This window comes from Algoriphagus formosus (assembly GCF_002807035.1).
Classification (GTDB): domain Bacteria; phylum Bacteroidota; class Bacteroidia; order Cytophagales; family Cyclobacteriaceae; genus Algoriphagus; species Algoriphagus formosus.
In genome coordinates this window covers 173,380-197,604 of sequence record NZ_NIUC01000003.1, presented here as the reverse complement: position 1 = coordinate 197,604, position 24,225 = coordinate 173,380, and the positions used below count along the sequence as shown (strand labels likewise).

Sequence of the window (24,225 nt, the reverse complement as noted above, 5' to 3'; positions counted from 1 at the left end):
TGAAATATTGATTTTTAGAAGTAAGTCATTCTACCTATTTAGTTGTCTTAGGTATTGAGTAAAAAACCAGCCAGCATCCTGCATTCTTTTGTGAATGAGGGAAAATTTGAGGTAGCGAAGGGAAGTTTTCCGGTAAACCGATGGGGGAATTTTGGAAATAAAGGGATTAGTGGTCGGGTTTAGGGCTGTTTGGATCGCTGCAACCTCAGCATTTACGAGTTTTTCGCGTTTATTGGCACTTTGCCCTGAAATGCTATTCCCATGAATCAGGTAGACATAGGTGGGCTCATTGATAATACCCCAAGTAGGATAATTGAGTATGACTCGAAAGAAGAGTTCCCATTCCTGATGTTTTTTCAATCCTAAAGAGAAGAGCCCGGTTTTTTCGAAGACTTCCCTTCTAAAAAGTGGCCCACCGGTAATAAAGAGAATTCGAAATCTCAAGTAGTCTTCAATAGCTTGTTCGGATTGGATATTTTGATGAAAGGTCCTTTTGCCCTTGTAGTCCTTCTCATATTTGATTTCAGCTTTAGAAGCCACGAAGGCAAATTCAGGGTGGGATTCGAGAAAGTCGACCTTCTCCTGCAGACAATGCGGCAGCATCAGGTCATCCGAATCAAACCATTGAATAAACTCACCCGAAGCAAGCGAAAAAGCATGATTTCTACAGGAATTCCCTCCCTTTGGTAGGTGTTCAGGTCTTCGGACTACTTTTATTCTGGGGTCTTTTTCAGCAAAGTCATGGAGCAAATCCAAGGAAGCATCAGTACTATGGTCATCCACGACTATACATTCCCAATTACTATAAGTCTGCTCGCAGATGCTTTGAAAAGTGTGTGGAATGTATGCTTCCTTATTGAAGTTGGGGATGAGAATAGAAACTAGTTTTTCAGCCATGAAGGGCAAATTAGCTATGCAATCTGAAAGATTAGGCAGGTTTGAAATAAATTCTTGTTTCGGAGAAAAATGGATCACAAATCTGTACGCCCTGATATTTTTCGCAGCGCCAATTGGCCATCAATTCATCCATGGCTTGTTGGTAGGATTCGCGCTCAGAATTGTCAAAAACCAGCATCCCTCCCGGCTTGAGTTTTGAAATCGAATTGCGAAGGCATTCGGGTCTTGCACGTCCATCGATGAGGATCAAATCAAAGGCTTCATCCGGGAGATGATCAGCCGCATGAGCATAGGCTTTCCAAGACATCCCTTCCGAAAATAATCCATGCACACTTCGGTATTTATCCTCAATTTCCGGTTGATCGATTTCTGGCTTATACAGATGAAGCGAAACCATTTTATCATTTTCCAGCTCCTTTTTTACGGTTTGAAACCATTCATCATCATGTTCTATGGAATAAACTGAGGCTCCTAAATTTCTAAAAAACAGCGTACTACCGCCCAGTCCGAATTCCAAAATATTCATCCCTGGTTTGATCAATTCGCGGAGGCGTTCACAGGCAAAATGATTGATCCATGGGAGTTGGCGTTCGTAGGGAAATACCCGTACGCGATTGTAATCATAGTAAGCTGAATATCCTTTAATGGCTTCTGAGATGGGCTTTCCTTGCTTGATGTATTTCCAAAGCTCATCCAAAAAGCGCGCAAGGATCCGATGGGATGGTTTGACATACCTGTTACTGGTACTCATAAAGGGTGATGTTATGTATAGGTAATTAAGCTAGAGCCTAAATATAAAATAAAAAGGGAGGAATTGGGAGGGGGAGGTTAGGAGAATTAGGAATTGGGGGGAAGGTTTTGGGTTTTGGGTTGATTGTCGAATTGATGAATCGATGAATTGACGAACTGAGAAGTCAAGGATTAAGTGTTAAGCGTTAAGGCATTTTCAGAGTTATGTGAACGTAGAACGCTGAACATAGAACCTTGAACTATGCACGTTTTGGCATCTCGACTCCGCTCGATGTGACAGTTCGGGGTTCATAGAGTTGAGAATGTTGAATGAGGAATTAGGAATTGGGGGGAAGGTTTTGGGTTGATTGTCAAATTGATGAATCGATGAATTGACGAACTGAGAAGTTAAGGGTTAAATGTTAAGCGTTAAGCCGTTTTCGAGATTTATGTGAACGTAGAACGCTGAACATAGAACGTTGAAATATACACGTTTTGGCATCTCGACTCCGCTCGATGTGACAGTTCGGGGTTCATAGAGTTGAGAATGAGGAATTAGGAATTGGAGGGGGGTTAAAGCTGGAAAGTTGGTCCAATGTCGGATGTCGGATGACCGATGATGGGGAGTTGGGAAGTATGGGAGTAAGGGAGTTGGGGAGTTTGGAGGTAGGGTACGTCATAGCGAGGAGCTAAGCGGATATTGATCTTCTACGATTCGCAGGAAGCGACGAAGCTATCTTTTGGAATTGAGATTTGGGGTTCCGAGAATTATGAATTAGGAATTGGGAATTAGGAGTTGGGGGGAATGTTTTGAGTTTTGGGTTGATTGTCGAATTGAAGAATCGATGAATTAACGAACTGAGAAGTTAAGGGTAAAAGGTTAAGCGTTAAGGTGTTTTCAGAGTTATGTGAACGTAGAACGCTAAACATAGAACCTTGAACGTTGCACGTTTTGGCATCTCGACTCCGCTCGATATGACAGTTCGGGGTTCATGGAGTTGAGAATGTTGAATGAGGAATTAGGAGGGATAGGGTGTTTAAAGCTGGAAAGTTGGTCCGATGTCGGATGACGGATGACCGATGATGGGGAGTTGGGAAGTATGGGAGTTGGGGAGTTTGGATGTTTGGGGTTTCGAGAATTAGGAATGAGGAATTATTAATGAGGAATTGGGGGAAATTTTTATTTTTTCATAAAGCTCGAAAAAATTCAAATCCTTGTTTTCTGGCTTCCAAAACTCTCCAAAAGTAAAATCTGTGTCATACTCATCAAACTTCTCTAATCCCGAACCGGTATAATGCGTAATTTCTCCAAAAAATACTTGGGTACCAATAGAATACAAATCTATCCGGCAGTAGCTAAAGTCTTCAGACAGCTTTTCGCTAATCTCTTTCATTTTTTGGAAGGTAGGAAGTTTGGGTACGGGCCAAAGCTTCTTACTCCCCATCATTTGGGAACCTGGAATTTCATTGAGATTTTCATCAGTAAAAATACGCCCCTGATCGCCAAATCGATCATCTAAAAACATAATCATTTTCACTTTCCCGTGGAAACAATAAAATTTGATATCCATGGGGATTTTACCTCTTTCATCAACCAATACCTGCTCACAAATGACCCTGCGGGGAATATCTCTGTAAGCCCATTCCAGGTAATGTTGCCCATAGCTCTGAGCCAGCCATGATTTGGCCAAGTCCTTGATTCCTTTTGGATCATCAGTAGTAGATACATATTTATTAAAACCCGAAGCATGATTGGCTTTCATAAAAAAATCATGATTCCAAGAATCCATGGGTATATCATCCCCGGTTTTGGACACAAAGTAGGTAGGAATCAGAAGTTCTTCGGCAGCCTCTTTTCCCAACTTTTCTTTGATATAATCTCTCACCTTCACCTTATCTGAGGTAATAACTAGGAGCGGATTCCTATCATATATTTTCTTAAAAAATATTCGCTGATTATGCGTGATTGGATTTTTCAAATCCAAGGGATAGCCCACCATTCTCTCGAAAATCCTATGGATTTTAGGGAAATCTCTAGCTTTTTCTAAACTAAAAAGTAATCTATCCTTTAAATTCTGAGGATACCCTTTTCTGAAAACTTCCCTGATATTCATGAATGTTAATTTGTCGCAAAATTAAGGATTATGCCTTAATAGTAAGGGTTTGAAGAACTGAGATTGAGAAATATCCCAATTGGAAATTTCGGTTCAATTCCAGTTTAGGTAGGTGAAATTTTAGGTGTTATTTTCCGAAGATTAAGATGCCTTGAATATCTCCTGGGTCAGACTCGAGAATTTCTACTTCTACTTTTCGGCTAACTTTTTCGTAGGTTTTTTCCCGGATGAAATCCAGATAGTCTCGATCCAAATTCTTTCCTATAAGTATCATCTGAACCGTCCCTGAGTCAATTCCCTGTGCATAATCCCCAATGATGTAGGCCTTTTCCACCTCCCCCATTCGCTTGACGATTCGCTCCATCAAGTCATCCAAACCCAGGAATTTGGATACCATATTTTTGATTTCCTGAAAGAAGGGATGCCCTTCATTGGCTTTGTACATTTTGGTCTTGCCCTCATCTTCAGCCACCAAGAGTCCTGCATCTGCCAGGCGATTGAGCTCTACCCGCACGGAATTGGTGGATTCATCAAATTCCTTGGCAAGAGAACGCAGGTAACCTGAATTGGCATGAGAAAAAAACTTCAACAGAAGCTTGATTCGGGTCTTGGATGTGACGAGGGAGTCGAGCACGGATTAATGAGGAATGAAAAATTGAGAATGAAGAATGTTGAGTAAAATTTTTACTCGGTTAAATTAAGTGGTTTTAGGGTTTTTGGCAAATGTTTTTTGGAGTTGGGGAAATGAGAATTAGGAATGAGGAGTGAGCAATGTTGAATGAAGAATTAGGAATTAGGAATTTGGAATTAGGAGTTGGGGGGAAGGTTTTGGGTTTGGGTTGATTGTCGAATTGATGAATCGATGAATTGACGAACTGAGAAGTTAAGGGTTAAATGTTAAGCGTTAAGCCGTTTTCCAGATTTATGTGAACGTAGAACGCTGAACATAGAACCTTGAACGTTGCACGTTTTGGCATCTCGACTCCGCTCAATGTGATAGTTCGGGGTTCGCAGAGTTGGGAATGTTGAATTAGGAATTAGGAGGGATAGGGTATTTAAAGCTGGAAAGTTGGTCCAATGTCGGATGTCGGATGACCGATGATAGGGAGTTGGGAAGTATGGGAGTAAGGGAGTTGGGGAGTTTGGAGGTTGGGTACGTCATAGCGAGGAGCTAAGCGGATTTTGATCTTTTACGATTCGCAGGAAGCGACGAAGCTATCTTTTGGAATTGAGAGTTGGGGTTCTTAGAATTTAGAATGTTGAATTGGGAATTATGAATTGTTCGAACGTAGAACGCTGAACATAGAACCTTGAACGTTGTACGTTTTGGCATCTCGACTCCGCTCGATGTGACAGTTCGGGGTTCCCAGAGTTGGGAATGTTGAATGAGGAATTAGTGGGGAGGGTGTTTAAAGCTGGAAAGTTGGTCCGATGTCGGATGACCGATGATGGGGAGTTGGGAAGTATGGGAGTAAGGGAGTTGGGGAGTTTGGAGGTTAGGTACGTCATAGCGAGGAGCTAAGAGGATTTTTATCTTCTACGATTCGCAGGAAGCGACGAAGCTATCTTTTGGAATTGAGAGTTGGGGTTCTGAGAGTTGAGAATGTTGAATGAGGAATTAGGAATTGGGGGAAGGTTTTGGGTTTGGGTTGATTGTCTAATTGATGAATCGATGAATTGACGAACTGAGAAGTTAAGGATTTAGTGTTAAGCGTTAAGCCGTTTTCCAGAGTTATTTGAACGTAGAACGCTGAACATAGAACCTTGAACGTTGTACGTTTTGGCATCTCGACTCCGCTCGATGTGACAGTTCGGGGTTTCCAGAGTTGGGAATGTTGAATGAGGAATTAGGAATTGTTCGAAGGTTATGGGATATATATTCGAGGATTTAATCTCTTTATCCCCCTTCTTGATAATTCTATCATTTTTTGTAGTGAAGTAAAATAAGGTTTGCGCTTACCTGTTTAGATTGGAGTTGGAATCCCGGAGAAATACGATTCATATAGTCTGGAAAAATCAAAGGTTCAGGTGACTGAAAAGACAAGAGGTAAAACTCTTTCAGTTCACTTTGTCTCGCAAAACCCCTTAATTCATAAGCTTTTTCTTGCATAGGACTTCGTGAAATCCAAACAGAACTAATAAAAGGAACTGGTCTATTTTGACTGTAATGATCTGTGAAATGATATTCCATTATGTCTTCAAAATAAATAGGGCTAGTTATTTGATGTTCTTTAAAAATCTTAGTTAGGTTTTCATTTATTTTTTCTCGCCGTTTCATCTCGTTATGAAAATTTAAAATATGCAAGGAAAACAACCCGACTAAAGCTGCAAAGGAAATTTTCAACAATAGGTTTGAAATATTTAGTCTCTCAGCATCAAAGCAAGGGAAAATTAGAATTAAAAAGAAAAGGATATTCACTCTCCCATAAAGCATATTAAAATGGTTGAAAACCAAAAAAAATGAAATCCAAACAGCTATAAAAATAACCTTCCTTTGCAGAGTTAATTTCGAAATAAGAAAACTAGTTAAGAGAAATACTATCAGCAGAGACTTGAAAAGCTCCGTGGATTGGATCTGAAAAATCCTTCTAAACCCATCAATAATAGCTTTCCCCGAATATAATTTTTGATTTAGTTGTCTTTCTTTTTCAATTAGGTCGCCTGTAGAAATTGGAAGCTCTTCATAAATCCATCTACCAAAATAAAACCAGTCTGAACCTTGTGGAATCAAGTCGTCCTGCATTTCATGAAAAAAAACAGGATGATCGTGTACTCCAGACCTTGCCTTATTAAAATCTAAATACTCTTGATCTACCCAGAGCTTTTCATATCCCCATTTCCCTACAAAAAGGAATGCGGCTACAGAAAAGGTAAAAATTACTGGTTTAAAAAGACTAAGAACCTTTTGTCTTTGGAACACCAAAATGAACCAAGTCCATCCTAGGCCTACCAAAACAGCTGCTTCAAACCGAATAGAGAATGCCATAAACAAGACCACATATCCTAGGGTATTGAAGCCTTTTGATTTAGTATCTAATACTGTCAGTAATCCAGCGAGCGCCGCTAAACCAGCGATCAAGGTGAACTGAGGAAAGAAGGCGAAATGAAAAGAAATCAGACAAATAAAAAGACTCCAAAAGTGCTTCTGGATTTTTGAAAAAGCAGAAATCCATACTTTTTTAAGAAGGAGAAAAGCGGAAAGGAAGTTGACTGCAAACCAAGTCAAACCATACCAGTTGGTCTCAGGAAAAAGGCCGTATATCTTCGAAAAAGACCAACTGAGCCAAGGATGAATAAATACTGCATAAGGTTCGGGTACACCCGTATAGGCTCCAGAAACCAGCCACATCATCATTACATCGTCATTGGTCTGAAAGCGCCAAGGCAGAAACCAGATAATCCCCAAGGCCAAGAGGAGTCCACCAGCCCAAAAAAGAAAGGTTTGAGGTGTTTCTAAGTAGTCTTTCATCTGAAATCGGTGATCAGAATGGGCTCTTGAGTAAAGTTTTGGGGCAAGGAATCGATGGGGGAAAATAAGACATCTTTGCTATACCCTTTTGGAAAAAAACCTTTCAATTGCTCCTTATCCCAATACCCGGGGCTTTGGGGGAGGGTTTTTCCGAGAAGAAAAGGAATACCTGAATTGCGGTAGGCTGCAAGAAGCTCCTTCTCCTCTCCTATTTGGGTTTTCAGCTTTTGCAAAGTAGAAACCTGATGGGAAGACAAATGGATGGTTTTCCCTGGAAGGTATTCCCATTTCTCGGTATTCTTCCAAAGCTCATTCTGTTCAAAAGAATGCCACCAAAGCCCATTGAATACCAAAAGCAAGGCTGAAAAAGAGATACCAATATTTACCCATTTGAAAGATTTTAATCGTGCTTTCTCTGCAAGAATTAACCATGCAATGATCCAAAAAACCAAGTAATGAATCCCTATTCTCAGCCAGTATACATTACTTCCAAAATGAAGAACAAAAGGCAAAACCAAGAGGAGAAGGATCCAGACTTTTTCCTTAGCAGAAAATCGGGAAAAATCGGATTTTGCAAAAAACCATGCCCATACTACTACTCCCAATAGTAGGAAAAAGTGGTTCCATTCATCAGTAATATGCGTGATGAAAAAAGTCAGGTGAAATGCTGAGATAATAAGTAAGGCTTGAAAAAATTTCTTTTTGATCAAGCGAAACGATAAAAAAGAAATCACAAAGAGCAGCAAAGACCAGAAAGCTCCCACTCCGGTATGCTTGACTAAGGTCCACCAATGGTAATCTTCCCGCCCGGTTTGTATGGATAGTCCATCGCTTAGTCGAATAATGGCATTTTCGCTAAGAGTCAAATAAAACACCCCCTCCAAAAGAATAAAGGGAATGAGCAAAGCAAAGAGCACCTTCCAATTGAGCCTTTTTTCATAAAGCATCAAGCCAAGCGATATTAGTCCCAATAACAATGCTGTTGTCACTTTTACATAGACCAAGATTCCAAGGAGGAGACCCAAGCTTAGATTTTGAGTCAATTTTGGTGTTCCAGTCGAAAGCAATGCTAAACAGCCGGCAGCTAGTACAACGGAAAGATGATTGTAGGATAAACTTGCTGGGAGGAAGCCATATCCGGCCATTAATCCTAAAAGAGAAATCAGATAAACTTCAAGGGATAGCCGCTTTTCCCCCTTTAGGTTTCTGTAAAAAACAGCCAAGGCCAATGCTCCTAAGCAATAAATGAAAAGTCGGAGAATCCTCAAACCTACTATTCCAAAGTGAATCCCGGTGATTTGGTGAAAAAGCTTAAAAAACAGATCGTAATTAAAAATTCCTCCTTGATTTTCCTGAAGAGGATGGGCGAGCAAAACATACAAACCCTCATCTGAGACATCAAATCCGCGATTGATCCCTAGGATAACCATGGCGATACATATAATTGCAGCTATGACCAGGAATTTGGGCATTTGGGCTTCTTTGTCGAATTGAAGAATCGGGGAATTGTTGAAGTGAAAGTTAAGGGTTAAATGTTAAATGTTCGGGGTTCGGGGTTTGGACTTCTGTCGAATTGAGGAATCGTCGAAAATTAGAGCGTTAAGTGTTAAGGGTTAAAAGTTAAGCGTAAAGTGTTTGAGGTTATGAGTTCTAAGTTCTTTTTTCTCAGTTCTTGGTTCCTACCCTCTGTAGGCAAGCTTGTTTCTTGCTATTCTACTCTGGTACTAAAGACTTGATTTTTTGAAAGTAGCTCGGGTAATTCAAAAAAGAGGGGTAATCGGAGCAGGCAGTTAGAAAAGTGATCTGAATTTGGTAAAGAACGATCAAATTCTTCGAGTTGATGATTTTTGATATACTCACTTTTGTGTAGGCTCTGGTAATGGAAAACGGCTAAAATGCCTTTCTTTTTTAATCGTTGAATATATGCCTGACGATAATCCGGATTTTCAAAAAGCAGGTAAAACAGGTGGTAATTCCCAGGCTGTGATTGAAAACCCACCTCTCCCAAACCTTTCAAGCATTCTTCCAAGAGCTGCAAAAAAGATAAAGGCAAGACTTGTATTTGATCCTTTTTCCCGGAAAACCAAGCTGAATAGTCCTCCCAAATGGCTTTTCTTCTGGATTGAATCCCAGCCAAGTTTTCTAATTGGGCAAAAAGAAATGCAGCCTGCAATTCTGAAAGTAAAAAGCTGCTGCCCAAATCCTTCCAACCGTATTTATCGATTTCACCGCGAAATAAAGCTGCTCGGTCTGTACCCTTCTCCCAAATCACTTCTGCACGCTTTATGAGTTGAGGATCATTGACAACAAGCATCCCTCCTTCCCCACAATGGACATTTTTGGTTTCATGAAAGCTTAAAGCTGCCAATTTACCAAAGCTTCCTAAAGCTTTTCCTTGATAAAATGAGTCTACTGCCTGCGCTGCATCTTCAATTAAGGTCAGATTATGTTTGTCTGCCAATTCCTGCAAGGCATCCATCTCGCATGCAACTCCCGCATAATGAACGGCTACAATTGCTTTTGTCTTTTCACTGATCAGCTCTTCTACTTTAGCTTCATCTATCCCAGGAAAATCTGCTTTGCTATCCACAAAACGGATTTTTGCCCCTCGAAGTGCAAAGGCATTAGCTGTGGAAACAAAGGTGAAAGAGGGTACTATCACTTCATCACCTGGCTGAATATCAAGGAGTAAAGCAGCCATTTCCAAGGCATCTGTACAGGAAGTTGTGAGAAAGCATTTCCCAAAACCGTACTGCTCTTCAAAAAAAGACTGACAAAGCTGCGTGAAGTGGCCATTCCCTGAGAGTTTACCCAAGGCTACTGCCTTTGAAAGGTAATCATGCTCAGCACCGGTCAAGTAAGGTTTATTGAAAGGGATCATTCGTTCCCGGTTATTGATTTAATGAAATATGAATTTACAGAATCTTCCCCTTACCCTAATTTTCCTTGTCAATCTGGCTGGAAGCCGGAAGAATGAAGATCGAAGCATCCGGAATCTAAACCTCAAGGCTTATTTACTGAGTATTTTTTTATACTGGTAGAAAATCGGATAATCTTATTTTGAAATAAATATTGGTTTAAATAGGAGTGAATTTCGCTTTTTCAGGAAGTAGGTACTTCATAAAATTCACCTCATCCACACTTTGTCTTTTGGTATATTTTCTTTGTGAGATCACGAAGTAGCTTTTATCTGAAGATTCCCAATTTATCTCATCCTTATGATTTACCAGGATAATCTTTTCTTGGTCAACTCCTGACTCGGATAAGTACTGCCTCATTTTTTCCATTTTCTCTTTTGTACTTACCTCCACAAATTGATTTCCGAGTTTGGAAGAAATTGATTTGGCAGGGCTACCGGCATAGATTTGATTATACTCCATATCATGGGTAATGACTGAACCTGCTAAGGCCATTGACTTATCGGCAGCTTCAATAGGTCCTACAATGCAATGCCCGACAAACCATACATCCTTCCCAATATTTAAGGGTTTTTGGGAATTGAACTGGCAACCTTCAAGCGTGTCACCAAACTTGATATGAGACCATAATTGAGAATGAGCCCCAATACCACAATTATCGCCGATGGTCGCTCCACCTATGCAGTCAATAATGGAAAACTGACCTATCCAGGCATTGTGACCGATTGAGCAGGATTGATAGCCATGAATAGTCACCTGATGATGGATTTTGCCATAATCCCCAATTTGAAAATCATTGCAAATAATTTGAACTCCAGCACCAATGTAAACCTGATCCCCTATTCGAATACGATCTGCAGGGCCATCTATACCTCTAATAATTGCGGTAGGATGAATAAAAACTCCCTGACCTAATTCAATTTGATTCGCCTGTATATTCTCCATGAGTCATTCGGTCAATTAAATACAGGGGTCTTCCTTTTACTCCTTCAAAGATCTTCCCAACGTACAATCCTACGACACCTATCATCATCATTAAAATCCCAGAGAAAAATGAAATAGATAGGATTAAACTGGTATAGCCTGAGACTGTGATCGATCCCATGAAATACCGAATCAATGTTATACAGGAAAAAAGAAAGCTTAGGATAGATACCAATAGTCCTACTTTAACCATCAATCGAATAGGTTTATCAGAATAGGCTAAAATGATATCTAAAGCTAGGTTAGCCCTTTTTCGGAAAGAGTAATTGCTTTTGCCTACAAGCCTATGCTGATGCTCCACTTCAATGGTAGATGACTTGAAGCCCATCCAGCTTATCATGACAGAGAATACTCGTACAGGCTCTCGCATTCTGCGAAATGATTCTGCTACCTTGAAATGATATATTCCGAAATTGCCAATGGCTGGATCAAACGCTTTACCAGAAAGATAGGATAAGAAATAGAAAAATATTCTGGAGGTCCAGACATTCGAGATTCCATCTTTACGGTTTATCCTTTTCGCCAAGACCACATCATATCCTTTTTGTGCCTCTTGGTAAAGGTTTGGAATATCCTCAGGTCTATCCTGTAAGTCACAGTCCATCACTACAACCCACTCCCCTTTGGCGTGGTCCAAACCTGCTGTGATGGCATAATGCTGACCAAAATTACGAGATAGCTTGATCCCTAAAACTTCCGGGTATTTTCCTGAAAGCATCTCGATCACTTCCCAAGATCCCTCAGGGCAGCCATCGTCCACAAGAATGATTTCTGGTTGGAGATTTTCGACATTTAAAGCCACCAAAATCCTTTGAATCAATTCTTCCAAGGTATTCCCTCCTCTATAAACAGGGACCACCACCGAAATATTAACTGGAAAATTATAGGAATCTTGATTTGCCATGGGAAGATCAAAAATAAAGAAATATGGCTATTCCTGATTGGGCCTAGGAAATCTATTTGAGTTTTTGGGAGGGGAAATGAATTAAGAATGTTGAATGAGTAATTAGGAATTGGCTTAGACCTTAATTTTAAATTTGAGGAACTGATGAATTGTCGAATTAATAGGTTAAGAGTTAGAGGGTTAGGGATTCGAGAATTATGAATGAGGAATTAAGAATTGGGAGGAACGTTTTGGGTTCCTACCTTCGGTAGGCAGGCTTGGTACTTGGTTCTCGGAACTATTGATCGCCTACCCAATCAAGATTAAAAAAATAACATTTATTATATATAAACTTTGTTTTATACAATTTTGTGGAAAACTACCCTTCTCTCATTCCAAAAATTACCCACTTTATGGTATTTTTTTTCCGGTTTTGATTTTTACCTTTGAATCAGGGTGATTAAGCAGCTTTTCTCATCATTGTTTATAGAAAATTATAAGGGATTTTTTTCAACACTTTTTTACCCCTTAACTCTCATTAAATCAGAGACAAAAACAAACCCCTTCGTGAAAAGGGGTTTGTTTTTTTAGTAGTATCTAACCTCACAATTTGGGTTTGACTCTCTAAATCGGTCCACTGTTCTACTACTTAGTCTGGTATTGAAGCAGGATAATTTGATAAGGTTTGGCAAATCTTCAATTGGACGCAGTGAACGAAGATTGGTGCTTGCTACATCGAGTTCTTCCAAACGAAGTAATGGTTCCAAACCTTTAAGCACTCTCAAGTTAGTCCCGGATAGATTCAATACCCTAAGTTCAGAAAGATTTGATAGAGATGTCAGATCCTCGATACCAGTATTGGAGATATCCAAATTTGTCAACTGAAATAGTGAGGAAACAGGGGTGAAATCTGTAACAGGCACCTGAGAAAGCCGAAGCTTTGTCATCAATTTCAGCTCAGCAACAGGACTTATATCTGTCAGTGGAGCGTCAAAAATGGAAAGCTCCCTCAAATTCACAAATGCCTTCAAAGGAAATAGGTTGCTAAAGGAAACTCGCTCAAAACTTAAGGCAGACAATGCTGTCAGGTTATGAAGTTGTTCTGTACTTGGGTTTTCCGGAAGGCTGAATTGCCTTCTGAGTTGTTCACTCCAAGTCTCAGGCAGGGTTTCCCACCAATTTGCCAATTCCTCACTTCTGTAAACCAAGGTCAAATTGGGTTTAATCTGAAGTAATTGTGGGACTTCCTCCTCCAAGAAGTTAGCCTGATTCACATTCAGGTAACTAAGATTTCCAAGGCTTTGAATTGGTAGAATACTTTCAATAGGACTTCCCGAAAAATTAAGTCGTACCAAGGAGTCCAAATTTGTCAAAGGAGCCAAATCTTGTACACCTGTATTTTTGGCTTTTACTTCCTTGAGAGTCTTTACTTCAGACAGCGGCAACAAGTCCGATATGGGATTGTCTGAGAAATCAATTTTTCGAAGCTTCACGAAACGAGTGATAGGATTCAGTGTTTTCACTTCCATCCCAGCAAGGTCCAAGGATTCTAGACCAATGGTGGAAGTCAGTAGTTCTACATCGGGGTTTTCTCCCCGGATTTGAGGATTAGCTTTTCGAAGCACATTTTTCCAAGGCTCCGAAAGAGCTGTCCACCAACTTTCGAGATCCCGAACATGGTGAATCAAGAGAACGTCTGGATTTGCCCGGATAAAATTATCTGCAGCGATAACCGAGAGTTTGGTCTCATCCGCAAGAACTTTACGAAGATTGGACTTGGCGTTCAAGCCAGAAATATCTGCAACTTCCGTATTGGTGATATTGATGGTTTCCAGCAAATCAAGACCTCTTAGAGGGCTCAAATCAATAATATTTGTTTCTGAAAGATCAATATTCTTCAAAGAGTCCAATTCACTTAAGCTAGAAAAATTGATCAGGTAATTCTTACTCAAATTGAGCTCCTTCAGACGCTTCAGATCTTTAATATTTTCTGAATTGTTAAACCCACTTTCGGTCAGGTCCAAGTATTGAAGGTTTTGAAATTCATTTAACACTTGAAAACTCAGCACAGGCGTGCGGTGCATTTTCAGTCTTTCAAGTGATTTCAGATTGAGCAAGGGATCAATTTCCGCTATTTGGGTTTCAGAAATATCAAGTTGTTTCAGACGCTCGGAATACTTGATGAATTGAATATCTGATGCAGGAGTATTAGAAACATCCAAATACTCCAAAAATGTAACATTGGAGATTGGTCCCAAGTCCACGATTCGGGTATCACTAAGATCGATAAACTTGAGTTCGCGAAGCGCCTCAAGCGGAGTCAAATCAAGTAATGAATCAGTACCTGAGATATCCAAAGAGTCTACTGAAACGAATTTATACAACTCGTCTAGACTGATCGAATCAGTAGCGGAAAGTGTAAATCTATCCAGGAAATAGCCTTTCCAGTGAGGATCCAAAATCTCCCACCACTCCAAAAGTTCTTCATCACGACTCAGCTTGGTAGTGTAAATGCTGGCGATTTTAAGCTCTTGGGAGTTTTCTTCAAGATTTACCTCGACAAACCGAGGTTTGGTATCTGTAATTTTGTTCCCGTCTTTGGCGGTCGCCTCAATAGTTCTATCCATGGAGACTACGAAAAACACCTCCCCATTTTCTTTCTGACCGGGCTTTACCTCCCTTACTTTAAACTTGAAGTTGACATCCTGAAAAAAAAACTCGATATCCTTCAGGTAGGCGGTAACATCTTTGTTGGTAACTACTTTCCGGTCAAGAACCAAGTCATCTTCTACCTGTACAGTTCCGTCCCTAAATATTTTCAAGTAGCTCTCCCGAATTATAACATCCTTATCTCGTGTGGAGGTCTCAGAGGAGCCAATGGTATTGAGCAAATATTCCAAAAAGCGGATTTGATCCTCCACTTTTCCGGAAAACTCGGTGATTTCCTCCTTACTGTACCCTTCTATGTCTTGCCCATAGATCGGTAAGCAAGTGATTATCAAAAAGAAAAGTAGAAGAAATCTAATTCGAACCATAAATATACTTTTGCAATGTTTCTTTGTCCCCGGTATTGAGTTTGACTAAACTGGAAATCAGCCAGCCTGTATTAAAACCGGGTCTATTGAACTGTGCTACTTCAAAATACCAGCCATCTATTTGAAAAAAGTGAAATTTAACATTACTCACTGTTTCAAATTTCAGGTTTCCTTTTTTCATTTCATAAAGAAAAATCGTCAAATAATCCGGCGAGAATGAGCTTTCGGTAAAGGCTTCGGGTAGCTCTGAATCTTGAAAAGCTCTGCGCAGATTCATAAAACCCAATTCATGGGAAAGTGGATGAAGAAAATCCTTCTCATCACCGACAGGCTTATCGAAGAGATTGCGGAAAGGTCCAAAATCCACAGCATCAATTACCCATTCGTAACCAAGACCTTGGGGTTGAATTTTCAGGATTAGGGTTGCAGTCTCCCTTTTTCCCTGAAACATAAATTGAGCTTTCACCTCAGAAAACCAGTCCCCTAGGTGGAATTTGAGGTATTGAGGGTAATTGTCTGAAAGGACTTGATTGATAAATTGGTTTTTCAGATCAGCACTGATCCCGCTGGTTTCATTATCAAAGAGTCGCTGAATAAACTGGCGTCGTAGCTCTTTATTTTGAAAAAGAGAGTCTCCAGTATAAAAGCGGGTATTGCCGTCGGGAGATTCTTCGGCATTGAATCTTCTGAAAAATTGGTTGAGTTGTTTGGTCGAGGCTGCAAATCGACCGTCATCTTTGATTGTGCCCCCAGAGCCAATGCCCTGGGCGGCTACAATCGAAAGGCTTGCGATAAATATCGCAATGGTAATCAGGGTAATTCTCATGCGGAAGTCTCAGTCACTCGTACATCGCCGAGCATGACATCCCAAAATTCAATGGTTCTACCCGCGATTTGGGTTTGTTTTTTCTCTACATAGATCGTGATGTCTTTCTTGGTCGTATCCTTGTAGTTCATTCCGGTCTCGATAGATGTACCTTCGAATCGCTGGAAGATAGTCACTACCCCTACATAACGTCCATCAGGCTGACGCTCAAGGTCTGAAATGTACTGAATGTCGTACCAAGTGATATTTACACGGTCATAATTGAGAGCCATCAGACGCTCAAAATATCTTCTGACTTTGTAGTAAGCGATTTCGCTGGTATTGATACTGGATACGCCCATTTCAGCACCCGGTGCGAATAGCTCTTCGGCTCTGTCCATTACCCGGTTGGCTTCAGAAAACTGAGTTTCCTTGCTTCCGATAATAGAGATGTATTTACTCAGATCCTTTACTTTCTCTAGAGCAAGTGAGTCAATAGCTTGCTTTCTAGCCGGGCTGATAGTCTCCGATTGTGCAAAAACTGTCGCTGTGCTGATTAAAAACAAGCCTAGAAATAAGATGATATTATTTTTCATTTTTTTAGAGTTCTAGCAGTGATTATTTTCTTCTCAATTCAAGTTCAGATACTTTTCCATTGGCATCCAATCGGATATCGCTGATGAAGTTCAGATTCTTTTTGGTATCCTTCAGGTACTCGAGATACTTTCTGATGGTGGTAGGTTCATCATAATCTTTGATTCCATTTTCTTCATGGATGACAATCAGTACAGGAGTATCTTGGTTAGAAAACATGGCCAATGTTTGTTCAATAGATTGATTAGCCATAGACGGACTGCTAGAACCTGCTACGGTATTAAAAGCAGATTCAAGTTTCTCGACTGCTACCTCTTCTGCAGATGGAGCAGGTGGAGGTGGTGGCGGAGTCTCTTCAACACGTTCAACAGGTGCTGGTTCTGGCTCAGGTTGAACAGCTTTCTTTTTGGACTTACAAGCCCCAAGGGCGATGATAGAAACTCCCACGATGAGGAGTGCTCGCTTGAAAGTCAAGGTGATTAACTTTTCTCTCATTTTTGAATTAAATTTAGTTGTTTGCTTTTTGAGGGGTTCTAAAGATTCTGCCAAATTAAATAAAATCAGTGAAGATTAGGACAAAGGGCGAGCCAAATCCAATTGATACTTTGTCAATTATTGTAAAATTCGGATGAATGGTTGAATTAATGTCAAACCAAAGCTTGAGTTCCTGATTTTTCGGGCCTTTAAGGAAAAATATTAGCTCAAGATCAATTTAAAATTTGAGGGATAATTCGAGTGAACAGGGATCATAAACTATAATCCACTTGATTTAAAAACTTCTTATAGCCAAAAAATACCCATTTTAGGGGATGTTTTTGCTTTGTTTTTATTCCGACTTTTATGTCAGTGTTAAGTTTTAATCAGGCTAAGCCAATAAAAAATGCCCGGGGTTTCTCCGGGCATTTTTTCTTTGTGATTTGATTGATTAGTCGAGTACTTCTTTTTTGAGATAGGCAGCTTGGGCCTCAGGAGTACAATATTTTTCAAAAAAAGCCTTCCCCCCTCTAGATATTTTCTCGTGGTAGCCCGGGTCGTTGATTATCTCATCTAATTTAGAATCAAATTCCTCCGAAGAATATATGTATGCGATTTCCTTTCCCTCCTCAGGGTAAATAGGAAGATCGATGGCAAAAGGAAATGAAAGAACAAATGAACTTGCGTTCCAATATTCAGCCAATCGCCAACTAACCGCTCCCAAAACAGCAGGATTGTTTAATGATATGAGGGATTTGGCACTAAGCTCTGAAAAAAGCTTTGGAGAGTAGGTCTTGGTGTTTAGCTCTTCGTCATATCCAAAGTTATTACCATCTGAGCGGGGAATAAAACCTCCTTCAAATTCAATCTTTGGATGCTTTTTGCATGCCCGGATAAATTCGGCTCTAATTTGATTGGCCCAAGTCTCCTTTTTCCAAGTACTTCCTGAAAAAAACACATAAGGGTGGAAGTGATAATTATCCTCCAGGTTTTTATAATCAGGTCTTTTTCTCAGAACATAGACTTCTCTTGCAAAGTCTTTGGGCTTTAATTTCGTCAATAAATGAAAATGAAAAGTCTTCAGATATAATGGTAAGATATTGACTGGATAGTGAGGAAATAAAGGTCTTACCTTTTCCTGTTGATAGCTTGGATTGTCAAGCAATTTATTTGTAGCAAAGTAAAGATGGCATTTTTTGTAAAGCTCATCATTCACTCCTACCGGGTCATGGTTATCGATGACTACCAGTCTATCTTCCAGTGAAAAAATGATAAATCCTCGGTTGTTAAATTTCGAGAATTCAGAGTTCGTTTGAAATTTCAAATCAAAGAGTTTGGATAGGCTCAGTAAATAGTAGGAAGAATAAAAATTGGGAATGTTATGAATTAAAATAGTCATGATTAGTTCAGGTGATATTTTTCCCGTATTCTTTTCTTCAGGGCAAGATAAATGAGTGAGAGTGCAATCATTATTGCCCAGGCAATAGTGAGATTTGGGTACTCCCCATTATAAATAAATAGTCCAAAATTAATGAGCAACTGGAGTATAGCATAAACAAGTGCTATAATTACATGATCGATTTTCACCTGATTGACCAAGTACTGGTACAGGTGGGTTCTATGCGGTTCGGTGACTTTTTCTCCCTTAATCAATCTCCTGAAAATGGTGAAGAAAACATCAATTCCATATACCAGTAAGAACAAAACAATGATCGGATTATGATCTACCAGGTACCATTTGGTAAGCAGATAGATCATCAAATATGCAAGCGAAATGCTACCGATATCACCTGCAAACATCAGGGCTCTTTTCCTCAAATTAAAAATAAAAAAGACTAAAAGAGCTAAAATCTGATATGACAATAGCTGTTCAGGAAAAATTGGTAAATATTCATTTACAGCCAAGAGACTACCGAAAAAGACCAAGGAGTACAATCCTGTTATTCCATTGATACCATCCATAAAATTGATGGCATTGATAACCCCCAAACCAAAGAAATAGAAAACTGGAAGAAGGTACCAATCAATTTGGGAGAAAAGGTTGAGATCCCAAAAAGCAAAGGATAAGGCTAAAAACTGTATCCCGAATCTAAGAAGCCTTGAGATATCAAACATATCATCAAGCATGCTGATCGCAGCAATCCACATCATGCCCAAAATCATCCAGGTATTCTGAAAATCATAGGCCATCCACCACAAAAGCGCAGCTACGGGAATAAGAATCCCTCCCCCACGTACGGTCACTTTAGTATGAGAAGATCTGGAATTGGGACGATCTACTATATCAAACCTTAAGGCTAAACGGTAATAGACTAAGGCGATCAACAGAAAAAATAGAAATACGGATAAGTACGAGAGTATCATTATGAGTTGAACTGAACTTGGTACCAGTAACTATTGAAAAATAGAGACCTTACATAAGAATAGTTTTGAACTGGATTCACTTTAAAATCTTCTACAATTTTTGAAATATCAAGGTAATTAAAGAGTCCGATTTCAAACAGGGGACTTTTGTGCATATTTTCTAAGTGGTCCCTGAGTTCTGGAATTTCAAGAAAATATTTATTCCACGGAATAGCCAAACCTATTTTTTCATGATTTCTTATGTAATCTGGTAATTCTTTACCGATGGTATTCATAGAAAGCCATTTGCCTTTTCCACTGGTTGAAAAACAATCATCAGGGAGGCTATTGACACCTGTGACTAAGCGATAATCTAAAAACGGCTCCCTACATTCGATAGACGCTCCCATGGTCGTACGGTCATTTTTATCATTTAGAGTCCCAAGATGAATTTGCTGATCCAAGTAGAGAAGCTGCCGAAGCTTTGATTTTGGAAAATACTTCTTGGCTTCCTCTAGTTTCTGGATTCTATATTGAGGAAAAATATTCAATGAATTTAAACCCAATCGTTTTAAATCATGCAGGAACAATTCATTGGAATTGGTGAGAATATGGAAATCTGGATTTCTAAATTCTAGATAATGAGCCAGCTTTTTTAATCGTGAGTTTTTCACCCAATTTTTGGGAACATATTTGAGGAAATTTAAAAGCTGATACATAAAGTTTTTCCCCATAACCTTTTGTCTCACATATCCACCAAGCACTTCATCAGCTCCTTCTCCGGTAAGTAGAACGGTCACATTTTTCTTTGCCTCCTTAGAAAGCCCCAAGAGTAATCCATCAGTGTAATGCATTAAAGGCTCATCATTTATCAGAATGCTTTCATTGAGTAGATTCACCAAATTTGAACCGAGGATATCAAACCCGTGATAGGCTGCATTCAGTTCCTTGCTAAGGGACTCTGCAAGGTCTGATTCATCCTTCTCAAATCCTTTGAATCGAAGATTCCAGCTACTTAGGTTAGAAAAGCCTAATTTCGATTGGGCATACAGTATGCTACTACTGTCCAAGCCTCCACTCAGCATGGTGCCTACCGGAACGTCTGCAATCATCCGCAATTTGACAGAATCAAGGAAGGTTTCCTTGTACCATTCCAGTGGATTTTCGATTTTGGGATGTGCCAATGCTGCTTCTCCAAGATTGAACCAAGCAGCGTAAGACTGAAGATCAACTCCATTCTTCCATACCTGATAATGCCCCGGAAGAAAGCGACGGACTCCCTTAAAAATGGTGTTCTCTCCACTAACATGTCGATAGAAGAACTGCTCATCCAAAAATTCATCAGCGATTTCTTTTTGAAGTCCATGTTTGAAAAGAGCTTTTGGTTCGGATGCAAAAGCCAAATAGTCATCATTTTCTGTCCAGAATAGAGGCTTTACGCCAAATCTATCCTGCACCAAGACTAACTTGCGCTGAGACTGATCCCAAAAAGCAAATGCGAAAAAACCATTTAATCTAGGCAAGACTTCTAGCCCATATTCCATCAATAAATAAAGCAGTACTTCGGTATCAGACGTGGTATTAAAGGTGTATCCTTTATGCTTCAGCTCTGGATAAAACTCCTTGAAATTAAAAATCTCCCCATTGAAAATTAGATGAAAGCGTCCACAAGAAGACTTGAAAGGCTGATTGGCATGATCGCTCAAATCCAAAATTGAAAGCCGTCGGTGTCCTAAAGCAACATCATCCAACACCTCATATCCTGCTGCATCTGGTCCACGGTGTTGCAATTCATCAGTCATCTCCTTGAGCTGTTGATAGGAGGCTGGCTGCCCACTTTTATTCCAAAAACCTGCTATCCCGCACATGATGATTTTTCCTTTACTAGCGTGGAATAAACTTCAAAAAAATGTCTCATATTTTTATCTCTGTTGCAGTATTCATCTATATATTTTCGGTTTGCAACAACGCCCTTCCTATACTTTGAAGGATTGGTCATAAATCGTTCGATTTTATTGACTAAATCCTGTACATCTCCTTGGGCAGCAAGCAGGCCGTTTTGACCATGAGCAATAAAAGCCCGGTTGGCAGGCAAATCAGTCACAATAGGAAATGCTCCACAAGCCATCGCTTCAAAGAGTGAGGCTGACACCCCTTCGGAGTCTGGAAATGCGAGATAGATATCGGCCTGACTTAGGTATTCGGGCAGATCATCATTATCAATTCTACCAAGCCATTTGATGTTGCTGTCTAAATTCAAGTGAGAAGTCATTTCAATCAAACGCTCACTTTCCACCCCATCACCAATCATAAGACACTCAAAATCAAAGCCTTTTTCATGTATGATGGCTAAAGCTTCTAGAATTTTATCATGGTTGTAAATGGGAAAAAGACTTCTCGTAACAATTAAAGTAAATCGCTGTTCATTAATGGCTTTTTTTGAAAAAGTGAAAAGAGACAGATCTAGTCCCTTTGGTCGAACCAATATTCGATGTGGGGGAGCTCCGGATTGAAGCATGGCATAGGTCATAACATAGCCCCAGGCATGGATTAAATCCACATTTCGATAAACAATTCTCTGAAGAATGGATTTAACCCATCTTCCTAAAGCATTGGTGGACCAAATATCGGAGATCCCCTGTTGGGCAACCACCCTTACTTTGGCTTTCACTGCCAAACTAAAGAAACCATAGCTAGTTGATCTTTCCGCCAGGACCAAATCATATCTTTCTGAAGAAAAAATCAAGCTCCAAAAAAATCTAAAAGCCTCCAAAATTCGCTTGGCCCTAGACTGATTATTGAAAAGCTCCTTGGTTTCGATGCTTAGACCTGACTCCTTTTCGATTCCTTTTATCCAGGTAATAGCATCTGCCCGGTAGGTCTCACCCAAAAACAGTATTCTCATTTTTTAGAAATTTCCAATTACAGGCTTAGGACTCCAAGCTAACTCTCTCCGAGCTTTCAAATCTGAGAATGTTAATGTGGACTTTAATTTTGAGTGACGGTAAGAATTGAAAGGGAACACACTGATAACATCTCCTATTTTTGAAATGAACCCAAGAAGACCTTCTGAAATAGAACGTACTTTCTTCCCATATTTGAGAGATAAATAACTATCCAAATCCTTTAGGCTTGGATGAATACCATCTGTGAGATTATAAACTCCACTATGTCCTATCCACTTGGGAAGATGCTCTGCGATGTCCCTTGCCAGAACAACAGACTTTTTAGCCTGTCCGTCTCCCATTCTAAAATAATATCCCTTTTCTATTGCTTTGATCATAGCTCCGAGGTTGCCGGGTGGATTTGGACCGGCAATCAAAGGTAAGCGTAAAATCAAAAAGTCGACATTATTGGACAAAGCCCAAGACTTCCATATTTCTTCTGCTTGAATTTTACTTTTGGCATAGGGAGTAGTCCCATTCAGAGCTTGATTTTCATCGATATTTACCCCTTCATCTAGTCCATACACGGCGACAGTACTGATCAAAACCATAAGCTTGGGGAGTTTTTTTATCCCTTTTAGCAAATTTGAAGTTCCGGTAGAGTTGACTCTAAAGAATTCTTGTTCCTCTTCAGCATTCTTGGGTATGACATGTGCTTTGCCAGCAGAATGAATGATTATATCTATTTCCGGAATTTCAGGAATTTCTTTGCTCAGGTCACAACTAATCGTATTAGAAGATGATCTCCCCAGAGAAAACAACTCATGATCTTTTTGAAGGGTATCGGACAAAATCCCTCCCAAAAATCCACTCCCGCCAGTCAGCAAAACTTTCATTGAATTGAGTTTTGGATTTCGTCCAACATCTTCGAAGCAAGGAAATCCTTATCAAATTCTTTTGCAGCTAAAATCATTGCTCTCTGTCCCATTTCGGATAGCTGATCTTGCTTTGCATCCAGTTCTATAAGTTTATTGGCCAATTGTACCGGATCATTAGGGTCCAGTGTAAAGCCAAGATCATGCTCTATCAGAAAATCTTTCATCCAGCCTGATGTATTTTGTATTACTGGAACACCAGCAGCCAATGATTCAAAAAATTTGTTTGGGGAAGAGGTATCCAAGACGGGGGTGCCCCTCAGGGGAACGAGTGAGACCATAGCATTTTGAATCAATCCAACCAACTTTTCTTTGGGCATCAAACCCCATAAAAGTAGTGTCTCTAATTGATGTTCGGAGATCTCTTTTTCTATATGTTCCCGCTGCTGCCCTTCTCCTACCATGAGAATTTTTAAATCTGTTCTTCCCTTCTTCTGCAAGATCTTGGCGGCCTCCAAAAGCCATAAGGAATTATTGACTGGGCCAATATTGCCTGTGTATATAGCATACTTCTTTGCTTCAAGGATTGAGCGGTTTTCGAATGGAGCAGTCTTTGAAAAAAGAGGAATATTGGCGGCATTGGTAACATCTATGACACGTACTCCCGGAAAACGCTTTTCAATATTTTCGCGCATCCCGATTGACAATGCCACTACCAGAGAGGATGCTTTATAGCATCTAGCTTCAAGAGCGTATGCCAGTTTTTTCACGATTGGGTTTTTTAGCAAGCCCAATTCAATAGCCCCTTCAGGCCACAGGTCTCGAGCTTCAAAAATCAGTTTTTTTCCTCTGAAATATCTGGCTACCAATCCAGGCAGTCCTACAGTGATCGGCCCTGAGGATGCAATCACAACATCTGCTGGCGCCGTAAGTGCATACCAAATTGACATAATTGCATAAGTCAAAAAAGTAAAGACCCTTTTTAAAAATGGCTGCTTATTATCTATTCGTACATTGATCACAGTCACATCCACACCCTCAAAATTCTGATGCTCAATAAATTTAGTGGCTGTCAGGTCTGACTTTGAGTAAATACTTGTAACCACCTGTACCTCATGACCTTTCTTAACCCACTCTTGGGCAAATTCATGAACACGCGTTCCCCAAGAGCCCTTAGGAGTTGCATAATATTGATAGAAATAGAGGATTTTCAATTTAGA

19 protein-coding genes are annotated in these 24,225 nt (G+C 39.9%); all 19 read right to left on the bottom strand.

Going from position 1 to position 24,225, the window contains the following annotated elements; translation table 11 throughout:
- Positions 1-30 precede the first annotated feature (30 nt).
- On the bottom strand, positions 31-897 hold the full coding sequence (locus CDH51_RS16270) for a glycosyltransferase family 2 protein (RefSeq protein ID WP_100629610.1): 867 nt from the start codon (positions 895-897) through the stop codon (positions 31-33).
- 31 nt (positions 898-928) lie between these two features.
- On the bottom strand, positions 929-1,648 hold the full coding sequence (locus CDH51_RS16265; protein ID WP_100629609.1) for an O-methyltransferase: 720 nt from the start codon (positions 1,646-1,648) through the stop codon (positions 929-931).
- Positions 1,649-2,765: 1,117 nt separating this feature from the next.
- The gene (locus CDH51_RS16260) at positions 2,766-3,740 is read right to left on the bottom strand and encodes an ATP-grasp fold amidoligase family protein (protein WP_100629608.1); all 975 of its coding nucleotides are present in this window, start codon (positions 3,738-3,740) and stop codon (positions 2,766-2,768) included.
- Between the two features lie 127 nt (positions 3,741-3,867).
- Entirely contained in the window at positions 3,868-4,374 is a 507-nt protein-coding gene (locus CDH51_RS16255; RefSeq protein WP_100629607.1) for a winged helix-turn-helix domain-containing protein, read from the bottom strand.
- Positions 4,375-5,661: 1,287 nt separating this feature from the next.
- On the bottom strand, positions 5,662-6,819 hold the full coding sequence (locus CDH51_RS16250) for a hypothetical protein (RefSeq protein ID WP_157807136.1): 1,158 nt from the start codon (positions 6,817-6,819) through the stop codon (positions 5,662-5,664).
- A gap of 386 nt (positions 6,820-7,205) precedes the next feature.
- A complete protein-coding gene (locus CDH51_RS16245) occupies positions 7,206-8,681 on the bottom strand; it encodes a hypothetical protein (protein ID WP_100629605.1) in 1,476 nt (491 codons plus the stop codon).
- Between the two features lie 236 nt (positions 8,682-8,917).
- The gene (gene rffA / locus CDH51_RS16240) at positions 8,918-10,090 is read right to left on the bottom strand and encodes a dTDP-4-amino-4,6-dideoxygalactose transaminase (RefSeq protein ID WP_100629604.1); all 1,173 of its coding nucleotides are present in this window, start codon (positions 10,088-10,090) and stop codon (positions 8,918-8,920) included.
- Between the two features lie 196 nt (positions 10,091-10,286).
- A complete protein-coding gene (locus CDH51_RS16235) occupies positions 10,287-11,072 on the bottom strand; it encodes an acyltransferase (RefSeq protein ID WP_100629603.1) in 786 nt (261 codons plus the stop codon).
- Positions 11,044-12,015, bottom strand: coding sequence for a glycosyltransferase family 2 protein (locus CDH51_RS16230; RefSeq protein WP_100629602.1), 972 nt, complete (start codon positions 12,013-12,015; stop codon positions 11,044-11,046). The genes CDH51_RS16235 and CDH51_RS16230 overlap by 29 nt, the downstream gene beginning before the upstream one ends.
- Before the next feature lie 566 nt (positions 12,016-12,581).
- Positions 12,582-15,029, bottom strand: coding sequence for a leucine-rich repeat domain-containing protein (locus tag CDH51_RS16225; protein ID WP_100629601.1), 2,448 nt, complete (start codon positions 15,027-15,029; stop codon positions 12,582-12,584).
- Positions 15,016-15,855 carry a hypothetical protein gene (locus CDH51_RS16220; RefSeq protein WP_100629600.1) on the bottom strand — a complete coding sequence of 280 codons (840 nt, stop codon included), beginning with the start codon at positions 15,853-15,855 and terminating at the stop codon, positions 15,016-15,018. The genes CDH51_RS16225 and CDH51_RS16220 overlap by 14 nt, the downstream gene beginning before the upstream one ends.
- A complete protein-coding gene (locus tag CDH51_RS16215; RefSeq protein ID WP_024283149.1) occupies positions 15,852-16,430 on the bottom strand; it encodes a hypothetical protein in 579 nt (192 codons plus the stop codon). The genes CDH51_RS16220 and CDH51_RS16215 overlap by 4 nt, the downstream gene beginning before the upstream one ends.
- A 22-nt stretch (positions 16,431-16,452) precedes the next feature.
- Positions 16,453-16,923, bottom strand: coding sequence for a hypothetical protein (locus CDH51_RS16210; protein WP_026944780.1), 471 nt, complete (start codon positions 16,921-16,923; stop codon positions 16,453-16,455).
- Between the two features lie 430 nt (positions 16,924-17,353).
- Positions 17,354-18,301, bottom strand: a complete 948-nt coding sequence (locus CDH51_RS16205; protein ID WP_100629599.1) for a glycosyltransferase — start codon at positions 18,299-18,301, stop codon at positions 17,354-17,356.
- A gap of 2 nt (positions 18,302-18,303) precedes the next feature.
- Positions 18,304-19,266 carry an MraY family glycosyltransferase gene (locus CDH51_RS16200; RefSeq protein ID WP_100629598.1) on the bottom strand — a complete coding sequence of 321 codons (963 nt, stop codon included), beginning with the start codon at positions 19,264-19,266 and terminating at the stop codon, positions 18,304-18,306.
- Complete coding sequence (asnB, locus tag CDH51_RS16195) at positions 19,266-21,113, bottom strand: asparagine synthase (glutamine-hydrolyzing) (protein WP_100629597.1); 1,848 nt, start codon at positions 21,111-21,113, stop codon at positions 19,266-19,268. The genes CDH51_RS16200 and asnB overlap by 1 nt, the downstream gene beginning before the upstream one ends.
- Complete coding sequence (locus CDH51_RS16190; protein ID WP_100629596.1) at positions 21,101-22,150, bottom strand: glycosyltransferase family 4 protein; 1,050 nt, start codon at positions 22,148-22,150, stop codon at positions 21,101-21,103. Before CDH51_RS16190 ends, asnB begins: the two co-directional genes overlap by 13 nt.
- Positions 22,151-22,153: 3 nt before the next feature.
- Positions 22,154-23,026, bottom strand: coding sequence for an NAD-dependent epimerase/dehydratase family protein (locus tag CDH51_RS16185; RefSeq protein WP_100629595.1), 873 nt, complete (start codon positions 23,024-23,026; stop codon positions 22,154-22,156).
- The gene (locus tag CDH51_RS16180; RefSeq protein ID WP_100629594.1) at positions 23,023-24,219 is read right to left on the bottom strand and encodes a glycosyltransferase family 4 protein; all 1,197 of its coding nucleotides are present in this window, start codon (positions 24,217-24,219) and stop codon (positions 23,023-23,025) included. Before CDH51_RS16180 ends, CDH51_RS16185 begins: the two co-directional genes overlap by 4 nt.
- Between the last annotated feature and the right edge of the window lie 6 nt (positions 24,220-24,225).

Coding starts and splice junctions, on each gene's coding strand:
- CDH51_RS16270 (WP_100629610.1), bottom strand. CDS start 897: ATGGCTGAAAAACTAGTTTCTATTCTCATCCCCAACTTCAATAAGGAA.
- CDH51_RS16265 (WP_100629609.1), bottom strand. CDS start 1,648: ATGAGTACCAGTAACAGGTATGTCAAACCATCCCATCGGATCCTTGCG.
- CDH51_RS16260 (WP_100629608.1), bottom strand. CDS start 3,740: ATGAATATCAGGGAAGTTTTCAGAAAAGGGTATCCTCAGAATTTAAAG.
- CDH51_RS16245 (WP_100629605.1), bottom strand. CDS start 8,681: ATGCCCAAATTCCTGGTCATAGCTGCAATTATATGTATCGCCATGGTT.
- rffA (WP_100629604.1), bottom strand. CDS start 10,090: ATGATCCCTTTCAATAAACCTTACTTGACCGGTGCTGAGCATGATTAC.
- CDH51_RS16235 (WP_100629603.1), bottom strand. CDS start 11,072: ATGGAGAATATACAGGCGAATCAAATTGAATTAGGTCAGGGAGTTTTT.
- CDH51_RS16230 (WP_100629602.1), bottom strand. CDS start 12,015: ATGGCAAATCAAGATTCCTATAATTTTCCAGTTAATATTTCGGTGGTG.
- CDH51_RS16225 (WP_100629601.1), bottom strand. CDS start 15,029: ATGGTTCGAATTAGATTTCTTCTACTTTTCTTTTTGATAATCACTTGC.
- CDH51_RS16220 (WP_100629600.1), bottom strand. CDS start 15,855: ATGAGAATTACCCTGATTACCATTGCGATATTTATCGCAAGCCTTTCG.
- CDH51_RS16215 (WP_024283149.1), bottom strand. CDS start 16,430: ATGAAAAATAATATCATCTTATTTCTAGGCTTGTTTTTAATCAGCACA.
- CDH51_RS16210 (WP_026944780.1), bottom strand. CDS start 16,923: ATGAGAGAAAAGTTAATCACCTTGACTTTCAAGCGAGCACTCCTCATC.
- CDH51_RS16205 (WP_100629599.1), bottom strand. CDS start 18,301: ATGACTATTTTAATTCATAACATTCCCAATTTTTATTCTTCCTACTAT.
- CDH51_RS16200 (WP_100629598.1), bottom strand. CDS start 19,266: ATGATACTCTCGTACTTATCCGTATTTCTATTTTTTCTGTTGATCGCC.
- asnB (WP_100629597.1), bottom strand. CDS start 21,113: ATGTGCGGGATAGCAGGTTTTTGGAATAAAAGTGGGCAGCCAGCCTCC.
- CDH51_RS16190 (WP_100629596.1), bottom strand. CDS start 22,150: ATGAGAATACTGTTTTTGGGTGAGACCTACCGGGCAGATGCTATTACC.
- CDH51_RS16185 (WP_100629595.1), bottom strand. CDS start 23,026: ATGAAAGTTTTGCTGACTGGCGGGAGTGGATTTTTGGGAGGGATTTTG.